Source organism: Streptomyces sp. 63XJN7_1_ISO-PGPR-S23-121 (assembly GCF_056173025.1).
The window spans coordinates 6,513,232-6,539,134 of sequence record NZ_CM149653.1; the positions used below are offsets into that span (position 1 = coordinate 6,513,232).

General features: G+C 73.9%; 21 protein-coding genes and 1 pseudogene. 6 read left to right on the forward strand and 16 right to left on the reverse strand.

Features of this window, described 5'->3' with window-relative positions; all coding sequences use genetic code 11:
- Nucleotides 1-103 precede the first annotated feature (103 nt).
- The gene (locus AC0VYN_RS29215; RefSeq protein WP_475533363.1) at nucleotides 104-898 is read left to right on the forward strand and encodes an IclR family transcriptional regulator; all 795 of its coding nucleotides are present in this window, start codon (nucleotides 104-106) and stop codon (nucleotides 896-898) included.
- A 175-nt stretch (nucleotides 899-1,073) separates the two neighbouring features.
- Entirely contained in the window at nucleotides 1,074-2,423 is a 1,350-nt protein-coding gene (locus tag AC0VYN_RS29220) for an MFS transporter (protein ID WP_475533364.1), read from the forward strand.
- A 3-nt stretch (nucleotides 2,424-2,426) separates the two neighbouring features.
- On the opposite strand, the gene AC0VYN_RS29225 is transcribed toward AC0VYN_RS29220, so the two are convergent.
- From AC0VYN_RS29225 to AC0VYN_RS29245, 5 genes are all read right to left on the reverse strand, one after another.
- Complete coding sequence (locus AC0VYN_RS29225) at nucleotides 2,427-3,425, reverse strand: adenosine deaminase (protein WP_475533365.1); 999 nt, start codon at nucleotides 3,423-3,425, stop codon at nucleotides 2,427-2,429.
- 20 nt (nucleotides 3,426-3,445) lie between these two features.
- On the reverse strand, nucleotides 3,446-4,351 hold the full coding sequence (locus tag AC0VYN_RS29230) for a ribonuclease Z (protein ID WP_385460258.1): 906 nt from the start codon (nucleotides 4,349-4,351) through the stop codon (nucleotides 3,446-3,448).
- Nucleotides 4,352-4,357: 6 nt separating this feature from the next.
- On the reverse strand, nucleotides 4,358-4,711 hold the full coding sequence (locus AC0VYN_RS29235) for a histidine triad nucleotide-binding protein (protein ID WP_475533366.1): 354 nt from the start codon (nucleotides 4,709-4,711) through the stop codon (nucleotides 4,358-4,360).
- Between the two features lie 163 nt (nucleotides 4,712-4,874).
- The gene (locus tag AC0VYN_RS29240; RefSeq protein WP_475533367.1) at nucleotides 4,875-8,078 is read right to left on the reverse strand and encodes a S41 family peptidase; all 3,204 of its coding nucleotides are present in this window, start codon (nucleotides 8,076-8,078) and stop codon (nucleotides 4,875-4,877) included.
- An 86-nt stretch (nucleotides 8,079-8,164) separates the two neighbouring features.
- Nucleotides 8,165-8,692: a hypothetical protein gene (locus tag AC0VYN_RS29245; RefSeq protein WP_475533368.1), complete on the reverse strand. Its 528-nt coding sequence runs from the start codon at nucleotides 8,690-8,692 to the stop codon at nucleotides 8,165-8,167.
- A 108-nt stretch (nucleotides 8,693-8,800) separates the two neighbouring features.
- Here AC0VYN_RS29245 and AC0VYN_RS29250 point away from each other — a divergent pair, with 108 nt between their 5' ends.
- Nucleotides 8,801-9,193 carry a hypothetical protein gene (locus AC0VYN_RS29250; protein ID WP_475533369.1) on the forward strand — a complete coding sequence of 131 codons (393 nt, stop codon included), beginning with the start codon at nucleotides 8,801-8,803 and terminating at the stop codon, nucleotides 9,191-9,193.
- Between the two features lie 7 nt (nucleotides 9,194-9,200).
- On the opposite strand, the gene AC0VYN_RS29255 is transcribed toward AC0VYN_RS29250, so the two are convergent.
- The 4 genes from AC0VYN_RS29255 to hrcA all read right to left on the reverse strand — a co-directional run bounded on the left by AC0VYN_RS29255 (nucleotide 9,201) and on the right by hrcA (nucleotide 13,576).
- Nucleotides 9,201-9,950 (reverse strand): 16S rRNA (uracil(1498)-N(3))-methyltransferase, encoded by a 750-nt coding sequence (locus AC0VYN_RS29255; RefSeq protein ID WP_475533370.1) that lies wholly within the window; start codon nucleotides 9,948-9,950, stop codon nucleotides 9,201-9,203.
- Nucleotides 9,950-11,032, reverse strand: a complete 1,083-nt coding sequence (locus AC0VYN_RS29260; protein ID WP_475533371.1) for a nitronate monooxygenase — start codon at nucleotides 11,030-11,032, stop codon at nucleotides 9,950-9,952. Before AC0VYN_RS29260 ends, AC0VYN_RS29255 begins: the two co-directional genes overlap by 1 nt.
- 390 nt (nucleotides 11,033-11,422) lie before the next feature.
- Nucleotides 11,423-12,559 (reverse strand): molecular chaperone DnaJ, encoded by a 1,137-nt coding sequence (dnaJ, locus tag AC0VYN_RS29265; RefSeq protein ID WP_475533372.1) that lies wholly within the window; start codon nucleotides 12,557-12,559, stop codon nucleotides 11,423-11,425.
- Entirely contained in the window at nucleotides 12,560-13,576 is a 1,017-nt protein-coding gene (hrcA, locus tag AC0VYN_RS29270) for a heat-inducible transcriptional repressor HrcA (protein ID WP_385460242.1), read from the reverse strand.
- Between the two features lie 162 nt (nucleotides 13,577-13,738).
- Between hrcA and AC0VYN_RS29275 the strand changes: the two genes are divergently transcribed.
- Together AC0VYN_RS29275 and AC0VYN_RS29280 are read left to right on the forward strand one after the other, a co-directional pair.
- On the forward strand, nucleotides 13,739-14,464 hold the full coding sequence (locus AC0VYN_RS29275) for an MBL fold metallo-hydrolase (RefSeq protein WP_475533373.1): 726 nt from the start codon (nucleotides 13,739-13,741) through the stop codon (nucleotides 14,462-14,464).
- Between the two features lie 34 nt (nucleotides 14,465-14,498).
- Nucleotides 14,499-15,296 (forward strand): DUF3097 domain-containing protein, encoded by a 798-nt coding sequence (locus AC0VYN_RS29280; protein WP_475533374.1) that lies wholly within the window; start codon nucleotides 14,499-14,501, stop codon nucleotides 15,294-15,296.
- A 31-nt stretch (nucleotides 15,297-15,327) separates the two neighbouring features.
- On the opposite strand, the gene hemW is transcribed toward AC0VYN_RS29280, so the two are convergent.
- From hemW to lepA, 4 genes are all read right to left on the reverse strand, one after another.
- The gene (gene hemW / locus AC0VYN_RS29285; RefSeq protein WP_475533375.1) at nucleotides 15,328-16,560 is read right to left on the reverse strand and encodes a radical SAM family heme chaperone HemW; all 1,233 of its coding nucleotides are present in this window, start codon (nucleotides 16,558-16,560) and stop codon (nucleotides 15,328-15,330) included.
- 27 nt (nucleotides 16,561-16,587) lie between these two features.
- Nucleotides 16,588-18,660, reverse strand: coding sequence for a SpoIIE family protein phosphatase (locus AC0VYN_RS29290; protein WP_475533376.1), 2,073 nt, complete (start codon nucleotides 18,658-18,660; stop codon nucleotides 16,588-16,590).
- A 204-nt stretch (nucleotides 18,661-18,864) separates the two neighbouring features.
- Complete coding sequence (locus tag AC0VYN_RS29295) at nucleotides 18,865-20,742, reverse strand: AMP-dependent synthetase/ligase (RefSeq protein WP_475533377.1); 1,878 nt, start codon at nucleotides 20,740-20,742, stop codon at nucleotides 18,865-18,867.
- A 286-nt stretch (nucleotides 20,743-21,028) separates the two neighbouring features.
- On the reverse strand, nucleotides 21,029-22,897 hold the full coding sequence (lepA, locus tag AC0VYN_RS29300) for a translation elongation factor 4 (RefSeq protein ID WP_475533378.1): 1,869 nt from the start codon (nucleotides 22,895-22,897) through the stop codon (nucleotides 21,029-21,031).
- A gap of 251 nt (nucleotides 22,898-23,148) precedes the next feature.
- On the opposite strand from lepA, the gene rpsT reads away from it, so the two are divergent.
- Entirely contained in the window at nucleotides 23,149-23,415 is a 267-nt protein-coding gene (gene rpsT, locus AC0VYN_RS29305) for a 30S ribosomal protein S20 (RefSeq protein WP_362488760.1), read from the forward strand.
- 202 nt (nucleotides 23,416-23,617) lie between these two features.
- Here rpsT and holA read toward each other — a convergent pair whose 3' ends face one another.
- The 3 genes and pseudogenes from holA to AC0VYN_RS29320 all read right to left on the reverse strand — a co-directional run bounded on the left by holA (nucleotide 23,618) and on the right by AC0VYN_RS29320 (nucleotide 25,901).
- The gene (gene holA / locus AC0VYN_RS29310) at nucleotides 23,618-24,607 is read right to left on the reverse strand and encodes a DNA polymerase III subunit delta (protein ID WP_475533379.1); all 990 of its coding nucleotides are present in this window, start codon (nucleotides 24,605-24,607) and stop codon (nucleotides 23,618-23,620) included.
- A gap of 120 nt (nucleotides 24,608-24,727) precedes the next feature.
- A pseudogene (locus tag AC0VYN_RS29315) lies at nucleotides 24,728-24,974 on the reverse strand (hypothetical protein).
- A 99-nt stretch (nucleotides 24,975-25,073) separates the two neighbouring features.
- A complete protein-coding gene (locus tag AC0VYN_RS29320; RefSeq protein ID WP_475533380.1) occupies nucleotides 25,074-25,901 on the reverse strand; it encodes an arylamine N-acetyltransferase family protein in 828 nt (275 codons plus the stop codon).
- Nucleotides 25,902-25,903 lie beyond the last annotated feature (2 nt).

A 25,903-nucleotide genomic window follows, 5' to 3' on the forward strand; every position in this document is an offset into this window, starting at 1 on the left:
CACACCGTCTCCGTATGTAGATGTCGTCCACGTACGGAGATGGAGATTAGATACGCGCACGGGAGCCGTCAATGGGCCGGCGGCGTCCGTCTACGATCGGCACATGTCCGGGACAGGGGGCGCGGCGGGCGGCGTCCGCGAGGTGAAGTCGGCGGCGCGCACGGTCGAGCTGCTGGAGGTGCTGGCCGCGCGCGGGGACCGCCCGGCCCGGCTCCAGGAGCTGGCGGACGAGCTGGGCGTGCCGCGCAGCTCGATGTACGCGCTGCTCCAGACCCTGATCTCGCGCGGCTGGGTCCGCACCGACGTCACCGGCTCGCTGTACGGCATCGGCATCCGCGCCCTGCTCACCGGCACCGGTTACCTCGACTCGGACCCCCGGGTGCGGGTGGTGCGGCCGTATCTGGACGAGGCGTCCGAGGCGCTGGGCGAGACGATCCACCTGGGGCGGCTCGACGGGCACGACGTGGCCTACCTGGCGACGCGGGAGTCGCACGAGTACCCCCGCACGATCAGCAGGGTGGGGCGCCGGCTGCCCGCCCACGCGGGCGCCCTGGGCAAGGCGCTGCTGGCGGAGCGGCCGGACGACGAGCTGCCCGAGGGGCCGTACGAGGCGCTGACCCCGAACACGCACACCGGCAGGGAGTCCCTGGCGGCCGACCTCGCGGAGATCCGGGAGCGCGGCCACTCGGTCGACCGCGAGGAGGGCGTGACCGGCATCGTCGGCTTCGGCTTCGCGCTGCGCCACGAGGTTCCGGCCCTGGACGCGATCAGCTGCTCGGTGCCGGTGGCCCGTCTGACGCCGGATCACGAGGCGCGGATCGTCGCGGTGATGCGGGAGATCAGGGCCAAGGTGGAGGCGACGATTCCGGCCGGGGGCGGCTCGGTCCACTGGCGTTAGCGCCCACTTCTACCCCGGTCCACCGCACGCAAACACAAATGTGATCCAGATCACGGTGGGGTGGCTGTTTCGGGCCTCCCCTGGCTTGATACAAATTGCCCGCGCGTTCCTGTCCGTCGGACGGTCGTCGCCCCCTCCCCCTCCCACGTCCCTTTCGCATGCCCTGGGAACGCCCGTGCTCGCCCCCCGTACCACTCCCTGGCCCCTCGTCGCCCTTTTCACGGCCGGGTACCTTCCTCCCTATCTGCTGCCGACCACCGTCGGCAGGCTCGACACCAGCCTGCCGCTGACCACCACGCAGGCCGGCGCCGTCGGCAGCGCCCTGCTGCTGAGCTCGGCGACCGCGGGCTTCCTGCTCGCCTCCCGGGTGCAGCGGATCGGCGCCCGGACGCTGGCCCGGTTCGGGCTCGTCCTGGCCGTCGTCGGCTACGGCTCCGCCGCGCTCACCACCGCCGTCCCGGCCGTCGTCGCCGGCGCGGTCCTCGGCGGTTTCGGCTCGGGTACGGCCACCACGGTCGCCGCCACCCGGATCGCCGCCGAGCGCGACCCGCACCGCGCCTCCACGCTGGGGCTGCTGACCGTGTCCGCGCTGGCCGGCGCCGTCTACCTGACGGTGCCGCACCTCGGCCGGGCGCACGGCCTGCCGCTGGCCGCGATCGCGCTGACCGCCCTCGCGGTGTGGCCGCTGACCGGCCGCCTGCCGGGCGGGACGGCCGCGTCGCCGGCCGCGCCCGGCACGGACCCCACCGCTCCGCTCCCCCGCCGCCGCTCGGGACTCGTCCTCGCCGCGACCGTGCTGTGCTGGTCCCTCGCGCAGAACTCCCTGTGGGGCGTCAGCGGCCGGATCGGGCTGACGCAGGCCGGTCTGGGCGACGCCGCCCTCGGGGCCGTCTTCGCCGTCGCCCTGGGCGCCGGACTGGTCGGCGTGCTGGCGGCCGGCGCGCTCGGACCGCGGCTCGGGCGGGCCATGCCCATCGGCGCGGGCACGGTGCTGATCGCGGGCTGCATCGCGGTGAGCGCGTCCGCGACCACCCCCACGACGTTCGCGACCGGCGAGATCGCCTGGAACACGCTGTACCCGGTCGTCCTGTCGTACCTGATCGGCCTCGCCGCCTCGCTCGACCCGCGCGGCCGGTGGGCGGTGCTCGTCGGGTCGGCGTCCTCGCTGGGCACCGCGGCCGGACCGCTGACCGGCAGTGTGCTGTCGGCACAGGCCGGTTACGCGGGCATGGGCCTGGTCCTCGGCGCCGGCCTGCTCCTGGCCGCCCTGCCGATGACGGCCGTCGCCCTGCACACCGGCGGGCGCCCGCTGCTGCCCGGCGCGATCCGCCGCCGCGGCGGCACCCCGGCCGCCCTGGTCGCCGCCGCCACCGGCACGCCGAGCGGGGCCGTGCCCGAGGTCGGTGCCACGGAGCAGCCGGTCGTGGAGATCGACGTGGACGCGCCGGCCGTTGCGGTGCGGCACGCCTACGACACGGCGGGACCCCGGTCGGCGGCCGCCGCACCGGGGTCCGGGACGGGCTGAGTCCTACGCCGACGGGAAGGTGTACGCCTCCACCTCGGCCAGGCAGCGCGCCCGCAGCTCCTCGTCGTCCTCCAGGAAGGAGGCGAGGAAGGAGTTGCGGGCCAGTTCCCGCAGCCGCTCCTCGGTGAGGCCGAGCGCGGTGCGCACGGCCTCGAAGTTGTCGTCGGCGTAGCCGCCGAAGTAGGCGGGGTCGTCGGAGTTGACCGTGCACATCAGACCGGCGTCGAGCATCGCGGGCAGCGGGTGGTCGGCGAGGGTGTCGACCGTGCGGAGCCGGACGTTGGAGAGCGGGCACAGGGTCAGCGGGACGCGGTCGCGCACCAGCCGCTCGACCAGCGCCGGGTCCTCCAGCGAGCGCAGGCCGTGGTCTATCCGCTCGACGCCGAGCACGTCCAGGGCCTCGGTGACGTACGCCGGCGGGCCCTCCTCGCCCGCGTGCGCGACGCGGCGCAGCCCGAGGGCGGCGGCGGCCTCGTACACCTCGCGGAACTTCACCGGCGGGTGCCCGACCTCGGCGGAGTCCAGGCCGACGCCGATGATGCGGTCCAGGTACGGCTTCGCGGCGTCGAGGGTCTCCAGGGCCGACTCGGCGGACTCGTCGCGCAGGAAGCACATGATCAGCCGGGTGGAGACGCCGTGCTTCTCCCGGCTGCGGCCCAGCGCCCGCCACAGGCCCTCCACGACCGTGCCCATCCCCACGCCCCGGGCGAGGTGCGCCTGCGGGTCGAAGAAGATCTCCGCGTGCCGTACGCCCTGCGCGGCGGCGCGGGCCAGGTAGGCGTCGGCGAGGTCCTCGAAGTCCCGCTCGGTGCGCAGGACGGCCATGAGCTCGTAGTACAGGTTCAGGAAGGACTGGAGGTCCTCGAACCGGTAGGCCTCGCGCAGGGCGTCCGTGTCCGCGTAGGGCAGGGCGACCCCGTTGCGGGCGGCCAGTTCGAAGGCCAGCTCGGGCTCCAGGGTGCCTTCGATGTGGAGGTGCAGTTCAGCTTTGGGCAGGGGCATCAGAGCATGGTACGGCGATTTCACCGACGTTTCGGAACCGGCACTCGCATCAGGTCGCGGGCCACCGTCAGCTCGCCTTCGTAGCCGGCCGCCCTCGCCTGCCGCTCGAACTCCTCCGGGTCCGCGTAGCGCTGGCTGAAGTGCGTCAGGACGAGGTGGCGCACGCCCGCCTCCCGGGCGGCCCGCGCCGCCTGGCCGGCGGTGAGGTGGCCGTGCTCGGTGGCGAGCTCCTCGTCCTCGTCGAGGAACGTCGACTCGATGACCAGCAGGTCGCAGCCCTCGGCGAGCTCGTGGACCCCCGCGCACAGCCGGGTGTCCATGACGAACGCGAACCGCTGGCCGCGGCGGACCTCGCTGACCTCGTCCAGCGGGACGCCGTGGAGGGAGCCCTCGCGCTGGATGCGGCCCACGTCGGGCCCCTTGATGCCGTGCGCGGCCAGCCGCGCGGGCAGCATGCGGCGGCCGTCGGGCTCGGTGAGCCGGTAGCCGTAGGACTCGACCGGGTGCGAGAGCCGGCGGGCCTCCAGCGTGTAGGCGGGGGTGACGGCGAGCGGCCCGTCCGTGTCGACCGGCGCCTCGGTGAGGGCGACCGTCTCCCGGTAGGCGGTGGCGTACCGCAGGCGGTCGAAGAAGCGCTGCCCGGAGCGCGGGTAGTGGGCGGTCACCTCGTGCGGGACCCGGTCCAGGTTGATGCGCTGGACGACGCCGGCGAGACCGAGACTGTGGTCGCCGTGGAAGTGCGTGACGCAGATCCGGTTCAGGTCGTGCGCGGCGACCCCGGCACGCAGCATCTGGCGCTGGGTGCCCTCACCGGGGTCGAACAGGAGCCCCTCGCCGTCCCAGCGCAGCAGGTAGCCGTTGTGGTTGCGGTGCCGGGTCGGGACCTGGCTGGCGGTGCCGAGGACGACGAGTTCACGCACGGACATCGCCGGTCAGCCGGGGGGCCACTGGAGGCCGCGGCCGCCGAGGACGTGGGCGTGCGCGTGCCAGACGGTCTGACCGGCGCCGGAGCCGGTGTTGAAGACGATGCGGTAGCTGTCCAGCTGCTCGTCGTCGGCGACGGCCTGGGCCTCGCACAGCACGTCGGCGGCGAGCTGCGGGGCACCGGCGGCGAGGGCGGCGGCGTCGCGGTAGTGCGCCTTGGGGATCACCAGGACGTGGGTGGGCGCCTGGGGGTTGATGTCGCGGAAGGCGACGGTCGTGTCCGTCTCCCGGACGATCGTCGCCGGGATCTGGCCCGCGACGATCTTGCAGAACAGGCAGTCGTCCTGTGGCTCGCCGGACATGGGCGCTCCTTACGGTGGTGATCTTCTGAACGGCATCGTATCGAGTCCGCCGCGGCCCGCGGGCGGTCGTGCTCCCGTGCCCGGACGGCCCGGGCGGTCCCCCGGCGGCGGCACGGGCGGGCGTGGGGAGCACACCCGCCCGGCGCACGGCGTCCGCCGGGGGCTACGGCAGGCTCGGCGGGGTCTTGGCCGGGGTCTCCTCCAGCGCCTCCAGCGCCAGCCGGATCGCCTCGTCCAGCTGGGGGTCGCGGCCCGCCGCGTGGTCCTGCGGACGCTGCGGCACCTCGACGTCCGGATCGACGCCGTGGTTCTCCACGCCCCAGCCGTGGCCCTCCAGCCAGAAGGCGTACTTGGGCTGCGTGATCAGCGTGCCGTCGACCAACCGGTAGCGGCTGTCGATGCCGATGACGCCGCCCCAGGTGCGGGTGCCGACGACCGGGCCGATGCCGAGCGCCTTGATCGCGGCGTTGACGATGTCGCCGTCGGACCCGGAGAACTCGTTGGCGACGGCGACGACCGGGCCGCGGGGGGCGTCCATCGGATAGCTGAGCGGCCGCATGCCGCGCGGCAGGTCCCAGCCGACGATCCGCCGGGCCAGCTTCTCCACGACGAGCTGGGAGGTGTGCCCGCCCCGGTTCTCGCGCACGTCGACGACGAGGCCCTCCCGGGCCACCTCGACCCGCAGGTCGCGGTGGATCTGCGCCCAGCCGGGCGCCTGCATGTCGGGAACGTGCAGATAGCCGAGCCGGCCGCCGGACCTCTCGTGGACGTGGGCGCGGCGGTCGGCGACCCAGGCGTGGTAGCGCAGCGGCTCCTCGTCGGCGAGGGGGACGACGACGGCGTGCCGGAGGTCGCCGCCACCGGACGGGGAGATGGTCAGCTCGACCGGCTTGCCGGCGGTGCCGACGAGCAGCGGGCCGGGCCCGGTGACCGGGTCGACGGGCCGACCCGCGACCGCGACGATCGCGTCGCCGGCCCGCACCGCGACGCCGGGCGCGGCGAGCGGGGAGCGGGCGTGGGGGTCGGAGGTCTCCGATGGCAGGACGCGGTCGATGCGCCAGGTGCCGTCCTCGTGGCGGGAGACGTCCGCGCCGAGCAGGCCCTGCCGGGCGCCGCCGCCGTGGCCGCCGCGCGGGGTGACGTAGGCGTGCGAGGTGCCGAGCTCGCCGTGCACCTCCCACAGGAGGTCGACCAGGTCGTCGTGGGTGGCGACGCGGTCCAGAACGGGCCGGTAGCGGTCGAGGACGCCGTCCCAGTCGACGCCGTTCATGTCGGGCCGCCAGAAGTTGTCCCGCATGATGCGGCCGGTCTCGTCGTACATCTGGCGCCACTCGGCGGCCGGGTCGACGGTCTGCCGGACCCGGCCCAGGTCGACGGTGATGTTGGTGTCGCTGTCCTCGTCGCCCGAGGCCCGCCGGTCGCTGGGCACGACCTTGAGCCGTCCGTCGGTCCACAGCAGCACCCGCTTGCCGTCGCCGCTGACCTCGAAGTGGTCGGCGTCGCCCGCGAGGTGCTCGACGCGCTGCTGGGCGAGGTCGTAGCGCTCCAGCTCGGTGTGCGGGTCGGGGTCGTCCGGGTTGGCGCGGGAGGCGCCGAGGACGCCGATGACCGGGTGGCGCAGCCACAGGACGCCGTCCTTGGCGGCGCGCAGCCGGGAGTAGCGGGCGGCCTCCACCGGGAAGGGCACGATGCGGTCGGCGAGGCCCTCGATGTCGATGCGGGTCGTCGGGGTGCCCTCGCTGTCGGGGGTCTCCTCGCGGTCCGGGGTCTCGAAGGGGCGGCCGTGGCGCTGCGGGCCGAAGGGCGAGGGGGTGGTCGCGGCCAGCGTGATCAGGTACGGGCGGGCGCCCTCGACGAAGGCCAGGTCGAAGACGTGCTCGTCGTAGACCGGGTCGAAGGAGCGGGTGGAGAGGAAGGCGAGGTGCTTGCCGTCCAGGGTGAAGGCCGGCGAGTAGTCGCGGAAGCGCAGCGGGGTCGCCTCGCTCACCGACAGGTCGGTGGTGTTGGCGAGCTTGAGCTGGCGCAGCGGGTCGGGGCCGGGGTGGGACCAGGCGAGCCAGGCGGAGTCGGGCGAGAAGACGAGGCCGGAGGCGTCGCCGTCCTCGCTGCGGTCGACCTCGCGGACCTCCCCGGTCTCGCGCTCGACGAGCAGCACCCGCCCGTCGTGCGAGGCGACGGCGGCGCGGCTGCCGTCGGGTGCCATGGCGAGGCCGAGGACCCGGCCGAGCTGCCCGGCGGCCAGGCGGCGCGGGGTGGCGCCGGGCGCGAGGCCGGTGGCGGGCGCGAACTCCAGCGCGTCGTCGCCCTCGGCGTCCGTCACCCACACCACCCACTCCTCGCCGTCGGCGCGGAAGGTGCGCGGCAGCCGGGCGCGGACGCCGGGCGTGGCCGCGAGGGCGCGGGCCGGGCCGGCGCGGTGGGTGACCCAGTGGACGCCGCCGCGCACCGCGACGGCGCTGCCGCGGGCGGTGTGGTCGGGGGACGCGGAGCCGAACCAGCGGGCGGCGTCGACCGGGTGGGCCTGGAGGTCGACGCGCGAGCCGCCGAGCCGGATGTCGAGCCGGCGCGGCTCGGCGCCGTCCAGGTCGTCCAGCGTCCACAGCTCACCGGCGCTGGAGTAGACGACCCGCGTGCCGTCGGTCGCGGCGTGCCGGGCGTAGAAGCCGTCGAGCGGCGTGTGCCGGCGCAGGTCGGAGCCGTCGGCGAGGGAGGAGTAGAGGGCGCCGGTGCCCTCGTGGTCGGAGAGGAAGGCGATCCGCCCGCCGGCCCAGAACGGGTACTCGATGTTGCCGTCGAGGTCGGCGTGCAGCCGCGTGAACTCGCCGTCGTCCCCGGCGTCGATCCACAGCTTGCCCGCCGTGCCGCCCCGGTACCGCTTCCACCAGGCGGCCTCGCGGCCCATCGACACGGACAGCAGCACGGTGTGCGGCCCGTACGCGACGTCGCCGACGGGCCCGTAGGGCAGGGTGGCGGCGGGTCCGCCGTCCAGCGGGACGGCTCGGGCCCAGCTGCGGCGCAGGCTGGCCTGGCCGTGGGTGCTGAGGGCGAGGACCCGTCCCTCCGGGGTCCAGCCGCGCACCTGGGTCCGCATGCTGCCCCAGTGCGTGAGGCGTCGGGCCGGGCCGCCGTCGACGGGCGCGACGTGCACCTCGGGGGCGCCGTCGCGGGTGGACGTCCAGGCGACGGTGGTGCCGTCGGGCGAGATGCGCGGGTGGTTCACCGGCATGTTGTCGGCGCTGACCCGCCAGGCCCGGCCGCCGTCGAGCGGGGCGAGCCACACGTCGTCCTCGGCGGTGAAGGCGACCAACTCGCCGTGCGGGTGCGGGAAGCGGAGGTAGGCAGGCGCTGCGGGCTGAGTCACCCGCACAGCCTATGCAGGGGCGGGGGTCGATCGACAGGGGGTCGGATCACTTCCCGCCGGGCGCGCGGGAGGCGACGGCCGCGCCCGGCGGGCTACTTGCCCTCCACGGGCCGGCAGTGCGGATCGTCCGGGCACCAGACGGTCCGGGTGACGGTGACCGTGGGGCCGGGCCGCTGTCCGGCGGGGTCCTTCGCGGGCGGGGAGGTCCCGGCGTCGCAGTTGCCCAGTCCCTTGACGTGGAACCACTGCTTGCCGCCCACCTCGGCGGTCAGGTCGCCGCGCACGCAGGCGCCGTTGACGACGCGGGTGACCTTGCCGTCGACGGTGATGTCCCGCCCGTCGTCCGTCTTCCCCTCGCAGTGCACGGAGGCGACGGTGTTCTCGCCCGCCGGGGCGGTGGCCCCGTCGCTTTCGGAGGAGGCGGTGCACGTGAGCCACCGCACCCCGGCGTCGCGCCGGTCGAGTTCCCGCGTCACGGTCCGGTCGGTCGTGTACGCCACCGTCGCCGAGCCGAGTCCGCCCGGGTCGCAGGCGACGAGCCCGCCCACGGCGACGACCGCGCCGGCCACCATCGGCGCCACGCGCCGGCCGCCCGGGATGCCCGGCACGCTGCTCGGCATGCTCGGGATGCGCCAAATCCGCCTCAATGCCCCCATGGAGGGCAGCCTGCCACTGGTGCGGGGCGCACGGTAGAGCGCATACGGCCACTCCTCGCTACCGTGCGGCGCATGGGCAACGACCGCAGACGGCGCAGGCTCGTCGTGGACGACCGGACGACGTACCTGTGGAGCCACCGGCAGCGGAGGGGCCGCGACGGCGTCTGGCGCGACGCCCTCACGCTGCACCGCGACGGCGACGGCGTCCGCGTCCGGATCGTCTTCCCGGCGGGCGGGCCGGGCTCGGGCCGGTACACCACCGAGGGCGACTACTGGTTCGAGGGCTGCGTGGCCGACGGCCGCGGCAACCTGCTCAACCTGCGCGAACCCGGTGTCGTACGGGCGCTGGTGGACGAGGCGGGCCGGCGCGGCCTGCTGTCCGGCGACGGGGGCCGTCCGGTGGAGCTGGACGGCTGGGAGCTGTTCCCCGCGGTGGCGTCGGCGTCCACCGCCACCGAAGGCTGACGCCCCGTCAGGACCAGCGGCCGGTGCGGGCCAGGAGGACGGCGGTCGCCGCGGTGCCGGCGGTGGAGGTGCGCAGCACGCTGCGTCCGAGGCGGTAGGGCTTCGCACCGGCCGCCGCGAAGAGCGCCAGCTCCTCCGGCGACACACCCCCTTCGGGGCCGACGACCAGCACGATGTCGCCGGAGGCGGGGAGTTCGGCGGCGGCCAGCGGCTCCTCGCCGCTCTCGTGGAGCACGGCGGCGAAGGCGGCGTCGGCCAGAAGTGACGCAACCTGCTTGCCGCTCGCCGCGTCCGCGACGTCGGGGAAGCGCACCCGGCGGGACTGCTTGCCGGCCTCCCGGGCCGTCGCCCGCCACTTGCCGAGCGCCTTCAGGCCGCGCTCGCCCTTCCACTGCGTGATGCAGCGGGACGCCGCCCACGGCACGATCGCGTCGACCCCGACCTCGGTCATCGTCTCGACGGCCAACTCTCCCCGGTCCCCCTTGGGCAGGGCCTGGACGACGGTGACGCGGGGCTGCTCCGGCGGCTCCTCCTGGACGCCGTCCAGCCCGGTCACGACCAGGCGGTCCTTGCCCTCGGCGGCCTTCACCACGCCCTCGGCCCAGCGCCCGCGCCCGTCGGTGAGGACGACGTCCTCGCCGGGCCGCAGCCGCTTCACGGAGACGGCGTGCCGTCCCTCGGGGCCGCCCAGGACGTACTCACCGCCGGGCAAGTCCCCCGGCCCGAGCGAGTCGACCACGAACACCGGAGCCGTCATCAGCCCGTACCTCCCGTCACGTACTGCGACAACGCCGTTCCCGCGGACGCGAGTTCGGCGGCCAGCACCTCCACGAGCTGCCCCGCGGGCAGCTCCCGGGCCATCCGGTGGCCCTGTCCCGCCCAGAGCGCCATGCCCTGCGCGTCGCCCGCCTTCGCCGCGGCCTTGCGCAGCGGCGAGGTGAGGTGGTGCACCTCCGGGTAGGCCGCGGGGGCGTACGGGCCGTGCTCGCGCAGGAAGCGGTTGACCAGGCCGCGGGCGGGGCGGCCGGAGAAGGCGCGGGTCAGTTCGGTGCGGACGAACAGCGGGTTGGTCAGCGCCTCCTTGTGGAGGGCGTGCGCGCCGGACTCGGGGGTGGCGAGGAAGGCGGTGCCGAGCTGGGCCGCGCTCGCGCCGGCCGCGAGCACCGCGGCGATCTGGGCGCCGCGCATGATGCCGCCGGCGGCGACGACGGGCAGGCTCACCGCCTCGCGGATCTGGGCGAGCAGCGACAGCAGCCCGATCCCGGCGCCGCCGGTCTCCGGATGGTCGCGGTGGGTGCCCTGGTGTCCGCCGGCCTCGACGCCCTGCGCGATCACCGCGTCGGCGCCGGCTCGCTCGACGGCCCGGGCCTCGTCGGCGGTGGTCGCCGTGACCAGGGTGAACGTGCCGACGCGGTGGAGCGAGTCGACGACCTCGGGGGTCGGCACACCGAAGTGGAACGACACCACCGGCACCGGGTTGTCCAGCAGCACCGCGAGCTTGGTGTCGTAGCCGTCGTCCCGGCCGCAGTCGGGGTCGCCGAGCTCGGTCCCGTACCAGGCGGCCTCACCGGCGAGCTGGTGGGCGTAGACGCCGACGGCGGAGGGGTCGGCCGTCTCCGGCTGCGGCATGAAGAGGTTGACGCCGAAGGGGCGGGCGGTCAGCCCTCGCAACTGCTTGATCTCCTGGTACATCCCGTCCGCGGTCTTGTACCCGGCGGCCAGGAACCCCAGCCCTCCCGCCTCGCACACCGCGGCGGCGAGCTGCGGCACGGAGACGCCGCCCGCCATGGGCGCCTGCACGATCGGGTAGGGGAAGAGATCGGTCAGTGCGGAGGACATGAGCGCATGTTGTCACGTCCTCCGCACGAGTCCGAATCCGGGCTTCCGCCGGCATACGCCGGGAGCATCCGCACCGCGAAGCCCCTGGCGGCGGCCCGTGTCAGCGCCCGTTGAACGCGTCCTTCAGCCGGGAGAACAGGCCCTGCTGACCGGGCTGACCGTGCCCACCCGGGGGACCACCCCCGGACCCCCGGCAGACCGGCGCGCACCCCCGGAGGCACGACACCGCCGGCCGAAGCCACCCGTCAGCGCCCGTTGAACGCGTCCTTCAGCCGGGAGAACAGGCCCTGCTGACCGGGCTGACCGTGCCCACCCGGGGGACCACCCCCGGACCCCCGGCAGACCGGCGCGCACCCCCGGAGGCACGACCCCGCCGGCCGAAGCCACCCGTCAGCGCCCGTTGAACGCGTCCTTCAGCCGGGAGAACAGGCCCTGCTGACCGGGCTGGAACTGGCCCTGGGGCCGTTCCTCGCCGCGCAGCTTGGACAGCTCGCGCAGGAGGTGCTCCTGCTCGGGGTCGAGCTTGGTCGGGGTCGTGACCTCGACGTGGACGATGAGGTCGCCCCGGCCGCCGCCGCGCAGGTGGGTGACGCCGCGCCCGTGCAGCGGGATCGACTGGCCGGACTGGGTGCCGGGCCGGATGTCGACCTCCTCCATGCCGTCGAGGGTCTCCAGCGGCACCTTCGTGCCGAGGGCCGCCGCCGTCATCGGGATGGTGACCGTGCAGTGCAGGTCGTCGCCGCGGCGCTGGAAGGTCGAGTGCGGCAGCTCGTGGATCTCCACGTACAGGTCGCCGGCGGGGCCGCCGCCGGGGCCGACCTCGCCCTCGCCCGCGAGCTGGATCCGGGTGCCGTTGTCCACACCGGCCGGGATCTTCACGGTCAGGGTGCGCCGCGAGCGGATCCGGCCGTCGCCCGCGCACTCGGGGCACGGGGTGGGGACGACGGTGCCGAAGCCCTGGCACTGGGGGCAGGGGCGGGAGGTCATGACCTGACCCAGGAAGGACCGGGTGACCTGCGACACCTCACCGCGGCCGCGGCACATGTCACACGTCTGGGCCGAGGTGCCGGGGGCCGCGCCCTCGCCGTTGCAGGTGTTGCAGACGACGGCCGTGTCGACCTGGATGTCCTTGGTCGTCCCGAAGGCGGCCTCGTCCAGCTCGACCTCGAGGCGGATCATCGCGTCCTGGCCCCGGCGGGTGCGCGAGCGCGGACCGCGCTGCGACGCCGTACCGAAGAACGCGTCCATGATGTCCGAGAAGTTCCCGAAGCCACCCGCGCCGAAGCCGCCCGCGCCCGCGCCGCCGGCCTGCGAGAGCGGGTCGCCGCCGAGGTCGTAGACCTGCTTCTTCTGCGGGTCCGACAGCACCTCGTAGGCGGCGTTGATCTCCTTGAACCGCTCCTGGGTCTTCGGATCGGGGTTGACGTCCGGGTGCAGCTCGCGGGCGAGCCTCCGGAACGCCTTCTTGATCTCGTCCTGGGACGCGTCGCGGCGTACGCCGAGTACGGCGTAGTAGTCCGTGGCCACCTACGACTCCGCCAGGATCTGTCCGACGTACCGTGCCACTGCGCGTACCGCTCCCATCGTTCCCGGGTAATCCATGCGGGTCGGTCCGACCACGCCGAGCTTGGCAACCGCCTCGCCGCCCGAACCGTAGCCCACCGACACGACGGACGTGGAGTTGAGTCCTTCGTGGGCGTTCTCATGACCGATACGGACGGTCACGCCCGGATCCTTCGCCTCGCCGAGCAGCTTGAGGAGCACGACCTGCTCCTCCAGTGCCTCCAGGACGGGCCGGATCATGAGGGGGAAGTCGTGCCCGAAGCGGGTGAGATTGGCGGTGCCGCCGATCATCAGCCGCTCCTCGTTCTCCTCGACCAGCGTCTCCAGCAGCGTGGAGAGCACCGTGGAGACCGTACCGCGGTCCTCGGCCTCGAAGGCCTCCGGCAGATCCTCGACCAGGCTCGGGACGTCCGAGAACCGGCGGCCCGCGACCCGGCTGTTGAGCCGCGCGCGCAGATCCGCCAGGGACGCCTCCCCGAACGGCGCCGGGCAGTCGACCATGCGCTGCTCGACCCGCCCGGTGTCCGTGATCAGCACGAGCATCAGGCGCGCGGGCGCCAGGGAGAGCAACTCCACGTGCCGCACGGTCGACCGGGTCAGCGAGGGGTACTGCACGACGGCGACCTGCCGGGTGAGCTGCGCGAGCAGCCGCACCGTACGGGCCACCACGTCGTCGAGGTCGACGGCGCCCTCCAGGAAGTTCTGGATGGCGCGCCGCTCGGGCGCGGTCATCGGCTTGACGCCGGCCAGCCGGTCGACGAAGAGCCGGTAGCCCTTGTCGGTCGGGATGCGCCCCGCGCTGGTGTGCGGCTGGGCGATGAAGCCCTCGTCCTCGAGGGCCGCCATGTCGTTGCGCACGGTGGCCGGGGACACGCCGAGGTTGTGCCGCTCGGTGAGGGCCTTGGAGCCGACGGGCTCCTCGGTGCCGACGTAGTCCTGGACGATGGCGCGCAGCACCTTCAGCCTGCGTTCACTGAGCATCGCGCACACCTCCAAAAAGCCGTCCGCCCGGTGTTCTCCCTGGCACTCACCGTGTTCGAGTGCCAGACTTCCCCGGCCCAGTGTACGGCCGCGGGGTACGCCCCCGGCAAGGGCGGGGCGCCGCCGTCGTGACCGGGGCCCTCGGGCGCTAGCGTCGGCGCCGTGACGGTGACTTGGGAAGACCTGGGGTGGGAGCGGCTGGCGGCCGGGGTGGGGCGGTGCCGCCTGCCGGGGTGGGACTGCACGGCGGGGCTGGTCGTCGGCGCGGACGCGGCGCTGGCGGTCGACGCCGGGTCGGGCCTCGGCGAGGGCGCGCGGTTGCGCGGGGCGGCGCGGGAGCTCGCCGGTCGCCGTGTGACGCATCTCGCGCTGACCCACGCGCACTTCGACCACGTCCTCGGCGCCGCGGCGTTCGCGGGCGCGGAGGTCTTCGGGGCGGCGGGCGTGGCCGCGGTCCTCGCGGGGGGCCGGGAGGCGCTGCGCGCGGACGCGGTGGCCCACGGCCTGGACGCCCGGCTCGCGGAGGAGGCCGCGGACGCCCTCGTCCCGGTACGCCACGAGGTGTCCGGCGAGCGGACGCTCGACCTGGGCGGCGGCCGGCGGGTGGTGCTGGCCGACGTCGGCCCCGGGCACACCGGCCACGACCTCGCGGTGCTGGTGCCGGGGGACCCGGCGGTCGTCTTCTGCGGGGACCTGGTCGAGGAGTCCGGCGAGCCGCAGGCGGGGCCCGACGCCGTACCGGCCCGCTGGCCGGCCGCCCTCGACCGGCTGCTCGGCCTGGGCGGCGAGGACGCGCTGTACGTCCCCGGGCACGGGGCGGTGGTGGACGCGGCGTTCGTCCGGGCCCAGCGGGACGCGCTGGCCGCCCGCTTCGGCGTGTCGCGTTGATCACGGCGCGGGCGTTCCTCGTATCGTCGGCAGAATGCGCCAGTACTCCGCCGATCTGACTCCGCCGTGGAAGAAGCCGCAGCCGGTGCCCGAGGTCCCGGCCGACCCCGGTCTGGTGGTCGAGGAGCCCGGCACCGGCTTCTGCGGCGCGGTGGTCTCCTGCGAGGCGGGGACGGTGACGCTGGAGGACCGCTTCGGCAAGCACCGGGTGTTCCCGATGGAGCCGCGCGGCTTCCTGCTGGAGGGCCGTGCGGTGACCCTGGTCAGGCCGGCATCGGGTCCGGTACGGCCCACCCGTACGGCGTCCGGTTCGGTGGCCGTCCCCAGTGCCCGGGCGCGCGTGGCCCGCGCCGGCCGCATCTACGTCGAGGGGCGGCACGACGCCGAGCTGGTCGAGAAGGTCTGGGGCGACGACCTGCGGGTCGAGGGCGTGGTCGTGGAGTACCTGGAGGGGGTCGACGACCTGCCGTCCGTCGTCGCCGGTTTCGCGCCGGGCCCGGACGCGCGGCTGGGCGTGCTGGTGGACCACCTGGTGCCGGCGTCGAAGGAGTGGCGGATCGCCGAGGCGGTGACGAGCGAGCACGCGCTGGTGGTGGGCCACCCCTACATCGACATCTGGGAGGCGGTGAAGCCGTCCTCCCTGGGCATCGCCTCCTGGCCGCGGGTGCCGCGCGGCCAGGACTGGAAGACGGGGGTGTGCCGGGCGCTGGGCTGGCCGGAGAACACGGGGGCCGCCTGGCAGCACATCCTCGGGCACGTGCGGTCCTACAAGGACCTCCAGCCGGAGCTGCTGGGCCGCGTGGAGGAACTGATCGACTTCGTGACGGCCTGAGTCCCCCGCCGCCGAACGGGAGGGAGCCCGGTCAGTCGACCAGGTCCCGCACCACCGCGTCCGCCAGCAGCCGCCCGCGCAGGGTCAGCACGGCCCGCCCCTCCCCGTACGGCCCCTCCTGGAGCAGCCCGTCCGCCAGCGCCCGGCGCGAGGCCGCGAGGCCCTCCTCCCGCAGCAGGGACAGCGGCACCCCCTCGCGCAGCCGCAGCTCCAGCAGGATCCGCTCCACCCTCCGGTCCTCGTCCGTCAGCACCTCGCGCCCGGCCCCCGGCGACTTCCCCGCCGCCAGCGCCCCCGCGTACGCCCCGGGGTGCTTGACGTTCCACCAGCGCACCCCGCCCACGTGCGAGTGCGCGCCGGGTCCGGCGCCCCACCAGTCGGCCCCCCGCCAGTACAGCTCGTTGTGCAGGCACCGCCCCGTGTCGGAGGTCGCCCAGTTCGACACCTCGTACCAGTCGAAGCCCGCCCCGGACAGCGTCTCCTCGGCGATCAGGTACCGGTCGGCGTGCACGTCGTCGTCGGTCATCGGGACCTCGCCGCGCCGGATGCGCCGGGCGAGCTGCGTGCCCTCCTCCACGATCAAGGCGTACGCGGAGACGTGGTCGGGTCCGGCGCCGAGCGCCGCGTCCAGCGAGGCCCGCCAGTCGTCGTCGGACTCGCCCGGGGTGCCGTAGATCAGGTCGAGGTTGACGTGGTCGAAGCCGGCCGCGCGGGCCTCGGCGACGCAACGCTCGGGGCGGCCCGGGGTGTGGGTGCGGTCCAGGATCCTCAGGACGTGCTGCCGGGCGCTCTGCATGCCGAAGGAGATCCGGTTGAAGCCGCCCTCGCGCAGGGTGGCGAGGTACGCCGGGTCGACGGACTCCGGGTTGGCCTCCGTCGTCACCTCGGCGTCGGCCGCGAGGCCGAACTCGTCGCGGATCGCGTGCAGCATCCGTACCAGGTCACCGGCGGCCAGCAGGGTGGGCGTGCCGCCGCCGACGAAGACCGTGCGGACCTCGCGCGGGTCGTCACCGAGCACCTTGCGGGCCAGGCGGACCTCGTCGACGAGCGTCTCGGCGTAGTTGTCGCGGGAGGCGAGGACGCCGCCGGTGCCGCGCAGCTCGGTCGCGGTGTAGGTGTTGAAGTCGCAGTAGCCGCAGCGGGTCGCGCAGTACGGGACGTGCAGGTAGAAGCCGAGGGGGCGGTCGGCGGCGCCGGCGAGCGCGGACGCGGGCAGCGCGCCGTCGGCGGGGACGGGTTCGCCGTCGGGGAGTGCGGAGGGCATGCGTTCCATTGTCCCGTACGGCCGCGGTTACTCGGCCTGGAGCACCAGCAGCGCCAGGTCGTCCTCCGGGGGCCGGGCCCCGAACTCGTGCACCAGCCGCCTGATGCGCTCGGCGACCAGTCCGGCGTCCAGCCCCGCGCACCCGGCGAGCGCCGCCGCGAGCCCGTCGCCGTCGTCGAACTGGCGGGAGCCGCTGCGCCGCTCGGTGACGCCGTCCGTGACGCACAGCAGGGTCTCGCCGGACCGCAGCTCGAAGGTCTCGCTGGTGTACGTCGCGTCCTCGAGGACGCCGAGGAGGCTCCCCGGCCCGGCGACCGTGCGGACGGTGCCGTCGGGGGCGAGCAGCAGGGGCAGCGGGTGCCCGGCGGAGGCGAGGGTGCAGCGGACGACGCCGTCGCCGGCGGGGACCAGCTCGCCGTAGAGCAGGGACAGGAAGCGGGTCTGCGGTCCGTCGCCCGGGGCAACCGGACGGCCTCCGGCGGCGATGAGGGCGCGGGCGGCGGCGTCCGCGGCCTCGGTGGCGTCGTCGAGGAGGAGCTGGTTGAGGCGGTCGAGGACGTCGGGGACGCCGTACCCCTCGCGGGCCAGCAGCCGCAGCCAGGGCCGGGCGAGCCCGATGACGACGGCGGCCTCGGGACCCTTGCCCTGGACGTCGCCGATGGTGAAGCACCAGCGGCCGTCGCCGGCCTGGAAGAGGTCGTAGAAGTCGCCGCTGGGTCCGCCCTTGTCGCACGGCTCGTGGACGAGGGCGCTGCGCACGCCCGGGATCTCGGCGACGGCGCCCGGCAGCAGACCGCGCTGGAGGACGGCGCTGATGGTGACCTGGCGGGCGTACTGGCGGGCGGTGCCGATGGCGAGCGCCACCCGGCGGCTGAGGTCCTCGACCAGGCCACTGATCTCGTCGGGGAAGCGGGAGGTGCCGGCCCGCCCGATGACCAGGGTGCCCAGCGGCCGGCCGCCGGTGACCAGGCGGTAGGCGAGCGCGGCGCCGTGCGGGCCGAGCGCGTCGCCGGGCCAGGGGTGGACGACGGGGCCGGCCCGCCAAGGGTCGCGGGCGCGGGGCGGGGCCTTCTCCAGGGCCGGCCACAGGGCGTCGACGCGACTCTCGGCGGCGTGCCAGACGCGGGCCAGCCGTGCTCCGACGGCCGCCCCGGTGTCGTCGCCCCAGGCTCCCCGGCCCAGGGCCTCGTCCTCGAGCCACACGGCGCACCAGTCGGCGAGGCGCGGCACCACGAGCTGGCCGGTGAGGGAGGCGACCAGGTCCTCGTCGAGCTGTCCGGCCAGCAGGTCGGAGGCCTCGGCGAGGAAGGACAGGGCGCCGCGGCCCAGCCAGTCCCGGTCGCGCACGCCGCGCCGCCCCGGTTCGGCCGTGCCGTCCCCCGGGTCCGGCCACCGGGGGCCGTCCGGCCACGGAGTGCGGTCCGGCCACGGAGGGCGGTCCGGCCACGGAGGGCGGTCCGGCCCGTCCGCCGCGCCGGCGCCGCACTCGGTGTCCGACCGGCCGTCCGGGCCCTCCGGGGGCTCGGTGCCGGCCGGGGACAGGGGGTGCCTCGGCTCCTGCTCACCGGCGTCGGCCCCGGCCCGTCCGGCGGTCTCGTCGTCCCGCGCGGGCAGGCGGGCCCAGACCGTCTTGCCGCCCGGCCGGTAGGTGATGCCCCAGGCCTCCGAGAGCGCGGCGACGAGCCGCAGGCCGCGCCCGTACTCCGGGGTCTCGCCGGGCATGTCCTGACCGCCGCCCCGCGGCGCACGGGAGGGGTGACGGTCGGCGACCTCGACGACGAGCGCGCCCGTCTCCTCCAGCCGGCAGATCACCTCGACGTCGGTCCCGGCGTGCACGACGGCGTTCGTGACCAGCTCGCTGACGACCACCAGCGCGTCGGCGGCCAGGTGGCCGGTCAGCCGCTGCGCCTCGGGCAGGCCGAGCGCGGCCCAGTCGGCGAGCGTGGCCCGCACCGTCGCGCGGGCCGCGCCCGGCGCGAGGGAGCTGCCGACCAGGGTCACGTGCGCCCGCGCGCACTCCCGGGCGGGCGCCTCGGCGGCGGGTGCGGGTGCACCGCCGGCACAGGAGACGGTTTCCCGTTGCGTCGGAATGGCCCCCATGACGGCTCCCCGGGCAGTTCGTGCGAGTGCTTCGCAGTCGTTGCCCGACAGAGTGACAGAAAGGACCCGTCCATGAGCAAGGAGTCACCGAAGTGGACCGCCACGGGTGAGAACCGTGCTAGAGGAACACCCGAACGCAAGTCCCACGCCCGGTTCCGGAGCCGCGCGGCCGCCCTCGTCCGCCGCGCGGACGGCCGCGGTGCGCTACGCCTCGCGCGAGCCCTCGTACATCTCCTCGATCAGGTGCTTGTACTCGCGCTCCACCACCGGCCGCTTCAGCTTCAGGCTCGGGGTGATCTCGCCGTGCTCGACGTCGAGGTCGCGGGGCAGCAGGCGGAACCTCTTGATGGTCTGCCAGCGCTGGAGGCCCGCGTTGAGCTGCTTGACGTAGCCGTCGACCATCTCGACCGTCTCCGGCGCCGCGACGACGTCCGCGTACGGCTTGCCGTCCAGGCCGTTGTCCTTCGCCCACTCCATGATCGCGGCCTCGTCGAGGGCGATGAGCGCCGTGCAGAAGTTCCGGTCGGCGCCGTGGACCAGGATGTTGGAGACGTACGGGCACACCGCCTTGAACTGGCCCTCGACCTCGGCGGGCGCGATGTACTTGCCGCCCGACGTCTTGATCAGGTCCTTCTTGCGGTCGGTGATGCGCAGGTAGCCGTCGGGCGAGAGCTCGCCGATGTCGCCGGTGTGGAACCAGCCGTCGGACTCCAGGACCTCGGCGGTCTTCTCGGGCAGCTTGTGGTAGCCCTCCATGATGCCGGGGCCGCGCAGCAGGATCTCGCCGTCGTCCGCGATGCGCACCTCGGTGCCGGGCAGCGGCTTGCCGACCGTGCCGGTGCGGTAGGCCTCGCCGGGGTTGACGAAGGAGGCGGCGGAGGACTCGGTGAGGCCGTAGCCCTCCAAGATGTGGATGCCGGCGCCGGCGAAGAAGTAGCCGATCTCCGGCGCGAGGGCGGCCGAGCCGGACACGCAGGCCCGCAGCCGGCCGCCGAAGGCCTCGCGGATCTTGGCGTAGACGAGCTTGTCGGCGATGCCGTGCCGGGCGGACAGGCCGAAGGGCGCGCTCACGCTGCCGGTGCGCTTGAAGTTGTCCTGGGTGACCTTGGCGTACTCGCGGGCGACGCCGGCGGCCCACTGGAAGATCTTGTACTTGGCTCCGCCGCCCGCGCGGGCCTTGGCGGCGACGCCGTTGTAGACCTTCTCGAAGATGCGCGGGACGGCGGCCATGTAGGTCGGCCGGACGACCGGCAGGTTCTCGATGATCTTGTCGACGCGGCCGTCGACGGCGGTGACGTGACCGGCCTCGATCTGGCCGGAGGTGAGCACCTTGCCGAAGACGTGCGCGAGCGGCAGCCACAGGTACTGCACGTCGTCCTTGGTGACCAGGCCGGTCGCGGCGATCGCCTTCGCCATGTACGACCAGTTGTCGTGCGGGAGGCGGACGCCCTTGGGCCGGCCGGTGGTGCCGGAGGTGTAGATGAGGGTGGCGAGCTGGTCCTTGGTGAGCGCGCCGACCCGCTTCACGACCAGCTCCGGGTCCGTCTCCAGGCGGGCCGCGCCCCGGCGCTCCAGCTCGTCGAGGGTGAGGACCCAGTCCTCACTGGTGTCCGCGCCGGCCGCGTCGATCACCACGACGTGGGTGAGGTCGGGCAGCTCCGCCCGCTTCTCCTTGGCCTTGACGAGCTGGGCGGCGTCCTCCGCGATCAGCACCCGGCTCTCCGAGTCGGACAGGATGTACGCCGACTCCTCCGCGTTGGTCTGCGGGTAGACCGTGGTCGTCGCGGCGCCGGCGCACATGATGCCGAGGTCGGTGAGGATCCACTCCAGCCGCGTGGAGGAGGCCAGCGCCACGCGCTGCTCGGGCTGGACGCCGAGCTCGATCAGGCCGGCCGCGATCGCGTAGACCCGCTCGGCGGCCTGGGCCCAGGTGAGCGACTTCCAGTCGTCCGGGCCCTCGCCGGAGGCCGGTGGGACCGGGTAGCGGTACGCCTCGGCGTCCGGCGTGGCCGCCACACGCTCCAGGAAGAGTCCCGCCACGGAGGGCGGACGGTTCTCGATCAGTGTCTGTGTGTCGCTCACGACATCCTCCGGGCCCGCGACGGTGCGGCTGGCTCAGGTGCGGCTGGTTTCACTCTCGGGCGGTGGTTCGGGCTCGTGCTCACGCGGCCGTTCCCGGCCGTTGTTTAACTCACGAGTAACTATGGGGCAGGCATCAGAGTAAAGGGCGACCGGCCCGCGCGTAAGACTCCGCGCCCTGTCACTTCACACGAACGCCCGCCCGTGACGTGCGAAGGGACCCGCCGCGCTTTCGCCCGGCGAGCCCCTTCGTGTCCGCTTTGCCCGTGGTGTACGGGAACGGTGGCGGTTACTTCTTGCCCTTGGCCGATCCCGCGCTGTCGTCACTGGAGAGGACGGCGATGAAGGCCTCCTGCGGAACCTCCACGGAACCCACCATCTTCATCCGCTTCTTGCCTTCCTTCTGCTTCTCCAGCAGCTTCCGCTTGCGGGAGATGTCACCGCCGTAGCACTTGGCGAGGACGTCCTTGCGGATGGCGCGGATGGTCTCGCGGGCGATCACCCGGGAGCCGATGGCGGCCTGGATGGGCACCTCGAAGGCCTGGCGCGGGATCAGCTCGCGCAGCTTGGCGACGAGCCGCACGCCGTACGCGTACGCCGCGTCCTTGTGGGTGATCGCCGAGAAGGCGTCCACCTTGTCGCCGTGCAGCAGGATGTCGACCTTGACCAGGCTGGAGGTCTGCTCGCCGGTGGGCTCGTAGTCCAGCGAGGCGTACCCACGCGTCTTCGACTTCAGCTGGTCGAAGAAGTCGAAGACGATCTCCGCGAGCGGCAGGGTGTAGCGGATCTCGACCCGGTCCTCGGAGAGGTAGTCCATGCCGAGCAGGGTGCCGCGCCGGGTCTGGCACAGCTCCATGATCGAGCCGATGAACTCGGTCGGCGCGAGGATCGTGGCGCGCACGACCGGCTCGTACACCTCGTTGATCTTGCCCTCGGGGAACTCGCTCGGGTTGGTGACGGTGTACTCGGTGCCGTCCTCCATGACCACCCGGTAGACCACGTTGGGGGCGGTGGCGATGAGGTCGAGCCCGAACTCGCGCTCCAGCCGCTCGCGGATCACGTCGAGGTGCAGCAGGCCGAGGAAGCCGACGCGGAAGCCGAAGCCGAGGGCCGCGGAGGTCTCCGGCTCGTAGACCAGGGCGGCGTCGTTGAGCTGGAGCTTGTCCAGCGCCTCGCGCAGCTCCGGGTAGTCCGACCCGTCCAGCGGGTAGAGGCCGGAGAAGACCATCGGCCGGGGGTCCTTGTAGCCGCCGAGCGCCTCCTCGGCGCCCTTGTGCTGGCTGGTGACGGTGTCACCGACCTTGGACTGGCGGACGTCCTTCACACCGGTGATCAGGTAGCCCACCTCGCCGACGCCGAGACCGTCGGCGGACAGCATCTCCGGCGAGTTGGTGCCGATCTCCAGCAGCTCGTGGGTGGCGCCCGTCGACATCATCCGGATGCGCTCGCGCTTGTTGAGCTGGCCGTCGATGACACGGACGTACGTCACGACGCCGCGGTACGAGTCGTAGACGGAGTCGAAGATCATCGCGCGGGCGGGGGCGTCCGCGACGCCGACCGGGGCCGGGACCTCGGCGACGACCTTGTCCAGCAGCGCGTCGACGCCGAGTCCGGTCTTGGCGGAGACCTTGAGCACGTCGTCGGGGTCGCAGCCGACCAGGTTGGCGAGCTCCTCGGCGAACTTCTCGGGCTGCGCGGCCGGCAGGTCGATCTTGTTCAGGACGGGGATGATGGTGAGGTCGTTCTCCATCGCCAGGTAGAGGTTGGCGAGGGTCTGGGCCTCGATGCCCTGGGCGGCGTCGACGAGGAGGATCGTGCCCTCGCACGCGGCGAGCGACCGGGAGACCTCGTACGTGAAGTCGACGTGCCCGGGGGTGTCGATCATGTTGAGGATGTGCGTGTTGCTCTTGTCGTGGGTGGGGGCCCACGGCAACCGCACCGCCTGGGACTTGATCGTGATGCCGCGCTCGCGCTCGATGTCCATGCGGTCGAGGTACTGGGCGCGCATCTGCCGCTGCTCGACCACACCGGTCAGCTGGAGCATCCGGTCGGCGAGCGTGGACTTGCCGTGGTCGATGTGCGCGATGATGCAGAAATTGCGGATCAGAGCCGGGTCGGTACGGCTCGGCTCGGGCACATGGCTAGGGATCGCGGGCACGCAGGGTCCTGATTCTTGAGGCGTCCGCAGTGTCTGCGGTCTCGGGTCGGATCGTTACGCAGCTTCCATCGTCCCACGCGCGGGGACCATGGAGGGGTTTGGGAGGGGTTGGGGACGGGTTTGGGCCAGTCATCGGGCCGCTGGTACTGTGGGGGGCTGTGCCTCATGCCCTCTCAGCGCGAGGCACACCTCAAGAAATCACCGGCCCGGGACCCGAGCGGCCCCGTGCCTGAACCTGAAAAGGCTCATTCGTGGCGAACATCAAGTCCCAGATCAAGCGGAACAAGACCAACGAGAAGGCCCGGCTGCGCAACAAGGCCGTCAAGTCCTCTCTGAAGACCGCGATCCGCAAGGCTCGTGAGGCCGCTGCCGCGGGCGACGTCGAGAAGGCCACCGAGTACCAGCGCGTTGCCGCGCGTCAGCTCGACAAGGCCGTCTCCAAGGGCGTCATCCACAAGAACCAGGCCGCCAACAAGAAGTCGGCTCTGGCGCAGAAGGTCGGCGCCCTCCAGGGCTGAACCTCACATCTGGTCTGACCGCCGGAAGGACCCAGAGCGGGCCCTCTCTCATCCGCTCCCGTCCGGCACCCCGGACCCGTGCGCGGCCTGCGTTCGCCACGCGGGCATGGGTCCCCCAGCTTGGTCCGAAGGCCCCGGTGACCGTCCTCCCCAGGACGGCCACCGGGGCCTTCGGTGCGAACGGCCGCCGGAACGACAGGCTCTACGCCCGTCCCCGCGAACGCGCCGCCCGGGCGACGGTCACCACGGCCTTCTCCAGCGCGTACTCCGGGTCGTCGCTGCCGCCCTTGACCCCGGCGTCCGCCTCGGCCACCGCGCGCAGGGCCACGGACACGCCGTCCGGTGTCCACCCGCGCATCTGCTGCCGGACGCGGTCGATCTTCCAGGGCGGCATCCCGAGCTCGCGGGCGAGGTCGGCGGGGCGCCCGCCGCGCGCGGACGACAGCTTGCCGATGGCCCGCACGCCCTGGGCGAGCGCGCTGGTGATCAGCACCGGCGCCACTCCGGTCGCCAGCGACCAGCGCAGCGCCTCCAGTGCCTCCGCCGCCCGCCCCTCGACCGCCCGGTCGGCGACGGTGAAGCTGGAGGCCTCCGCGCGTCCGGTGTAGTACCGCCCGACGACCGCCTCGTCGATCGTCCCCTCGACGTCCGCGGCCAGCTGCGACACCGCCGACGCCAGCTCCCGCAGGTCGCTGCCGATGGCGTCGACCAGCGCCTGGCACGCCTCCGGGGTGGCCGACCGCCCGGCGGTGCGGAACTCCGCCCGCACGAACGCCAGCCGGTCCGCGGGCTTGGTCATCTTCGGGCACGCCACCTCGCGCGCCCCCGCCTTGCGCGCGGCGTCCAGCAGGCCCTTGCCCTTGGCGCCGCCCGCGTGCAGCAGGACGAGGGTGATCTCCTCGGCGGGTGCGCCGAGGTAGCCCTTGACGTCCTTGACCGTGTCGGCGGACAGGTCCTGCGCGTTGCGTACGACCACGACCTTGCGCTCGGCGAAGAGCGAGGGGCTGGTGAGCTCGGCGAGCGTGCCGGGCTGGAGCTGGTCGGGGGTCAGGTCGCGGACGTCCGTGTCGGCGTCGGCGGCCTTCGCGGCGGCCACCACCTCCTGCACGGCACGGTCGAGCAGGAGGTCCTCCTGGCCCACGGCAAGGGTCACCGGGGCGAGCGGGTCGTCATTCGCAGTCTTCCTGGCCATCGTGACAAGCATCGCACGCACCACCGACAGCGAGCCCCGGCCCGCGACGCCCCCGGCTCCCGCGACTCCCCCCGGCTCCCGAGGCGGCCCGCGACTCCCGGGCGGCCCGCAGCGGCCGGGCTACGGCTCCTCGCGCCAGCCGTCCCACGCGCGTACGAACTCGTCGAGCGCGCCGGGGTCCAGCCGCTCGTCCTCGTCCCGCAGGACGACCAGCCACTGGGCGTCCTCGGCGTCGTCCTCACCGGCCAGGGCGTCCCGGACGAGCTGCGGCTCCTCGGCGAGCCCGAACCGCTCCCCGAGCTTCCTGGGCCACCTCCTCCGCGGCGTCGCGGTCGGGCAGCACCAGGACATGTCTCACGTCACTCACACGCACCATTGTCGGGCACGGGACTGCGAGCGAACTCCCAGGTGGGAGGCCACACGTCCGGGCCCGGCCCCCCTCACCGGCCGGCTCCGTCCGGCTCCCTCACCGGCCGGGCGGAGACGGCACCCGGTCGAGGTGGATGCCGAAGAGGTCCCGGTAGGCCGCCAGCACCTCCTCGTCCGACGCCAGTTCGCGTGCCTCCCGTCCCCCGTCGGCGGCCGTCGTCGTGAGCCGGCGCCCGCTGAGCGTGATCCGTCCGCCGTCCTCCGTGAGCCGTGAGCACACCGGCGCCTTCAGGAAGTGCGACCGGGGCGAGGTGCTGTGCCACCACGCGCCGGACACGAAGTCGCCGAGCACCCTCGGGCGCGGCTCCAGCCGGTACACGGGCTTCCCGTCGCACAGCACGTCCAGGTCGGCCGCCCGGGCCGGATCGGGGCCGCCGCCCGCCCCGGCCGCGTCCGGACCCGCCTCCGCGATCCGGAACACTCCCCCGGGATCCTTCTGCTCGCCCCGCTCCCCGAACTCCAGCGGGCCGTGGCTGTGCGCCCCGAACCCGACGTCCGCCAGCCAGTCGCCCGCGTCCACCGTCCGCACGAGCAGCGCCAGATGGTCGTACGGGATCCCGAGCGCACCCCCGTCCCCGTACACCCGCGCCGCGAGCAGCGTGACCTCGTACCCGAGCGCGCTCAGCAACGCGCCGAAGAGGCCGTTGAGTTCGTAGCAGAACCCGCCGCGCCGGGCGTCGACGACCTTGCCCAGCAGCCGTTCCCGCTCCAGCACGATCTCCTCGCCCAGGTGGACGGAAAGGTTCTCGAACGGCACCGTCCGCAGATGGCGCAGGTGCAGCTCGCGCAGGGCGTCGAGGGTGGGCCGTGCCGGGCGCCCGGCGCCCAGGCGGCGGAGGTAGGCGTCGATCTGTCGTGTCTCCATTC

Bases quoted from the DNA above. Each gene is read 5' to 3' on its own strand.
- AC0VYN_RS29215 (WP_475533363.1), top strand. From the start codon at position 104: ATGTCCGGGACAGGGGGCGCGGCGGGCGGCGTCCGCGAGGTGAAGTCG.
- AC0VYN_RS29225 (WP_475533365.1), bottom strand. From the start codon at position 3,425: ATGCCCCTGCCCAAAGCTGAACTGCACCTCCACATCGAAGGCACCCTG.
- AC0VYN_RS29230 (WP_385460258.1), bottom strand. From the start codon at position 4,351: ATGTCCGTGCGTGAACTCGTCGTCCTCGGCACCGCCAGCCAGGTCCCG.
- AC0VYN_RS29235 (WP_475533366.1), bottom strand. From the start codon at position 4,711: ATGTCCGGCGAGCCACAGGACGACTGCCTGTTCTGCAAGATCGTCGCG.
- AC0VYN_RS29245 (WP_475533368.1), bottom strand. From the start codon at position 8,692: ATGCCGAGCAGCGTGCCGGGCATCCCGGGCGGCCGGCGCGTGGCGCCG.
- AC0VYN_RS29250 (WP_475533369.1), top strand. From the start codon at position 8,801: ATGGGCAACGACCGCAGACGGCGCAGGCTCGTCGTGGACGACCGGACG.
- AC0VYN_RS29255 (WP_475533370.1), bottom strand. From the start codon at position 9,950: ATGACGGCTCCGGTGTTCGTGGTCGACTCGCTCGGGCCGGGGGACTTG.
- AC0VYN_RS29260 (WP_475533371.1), bottom strand. From the start codon at position 11,032: ATGTCCTCCGCACTGACCGATCTCTTCCCCTACCCGATCGTGCAGGCG.
- hrcA (WP_385460242.1), bottom strand. From the start codon at position 13,576: ATGCTCAGTGAACGCAGGCTGAAGGTGCTGCGCGCCATCGTCCAGGAC.
- AC0VYN_RS29280 (WP_475533374.1), top strand. From the start codon at position 14,499: ATGCGCCAGTACTCCGCCGATCTGACTCCGCCGTGGAAGAAGCCGCAG.
- hemW (WP_475533375.1), bottom strand. From the start codon at position 16,560: ATGCCCTCCGCACTCCCCGACGGCGAACCCGTCCCCGCCGACGGCGCG.
- AC0VYN_RS29290 (WP_475533376.1), bottom strand. From the start codon at position 18,660: ATGGGGGCCATTCCGACGCAACGGGAAACCGTCTCCTGTGCCGGCGGT.
- holA (WP_475533379.1), bottom strand. From the start codon at position 24,607: ATGGCCAGGAAGACTGCGAATGACGACCCGCTCGCCCCGGTGACCCTT.
- AC0VYN_RS29320 (WP_475533380.1), bottom strand. From the start codon at position 25,901: ATGGAGACACGACAGATCGACGCCTACCTCCGCCGCCTGGGCGCCGGG.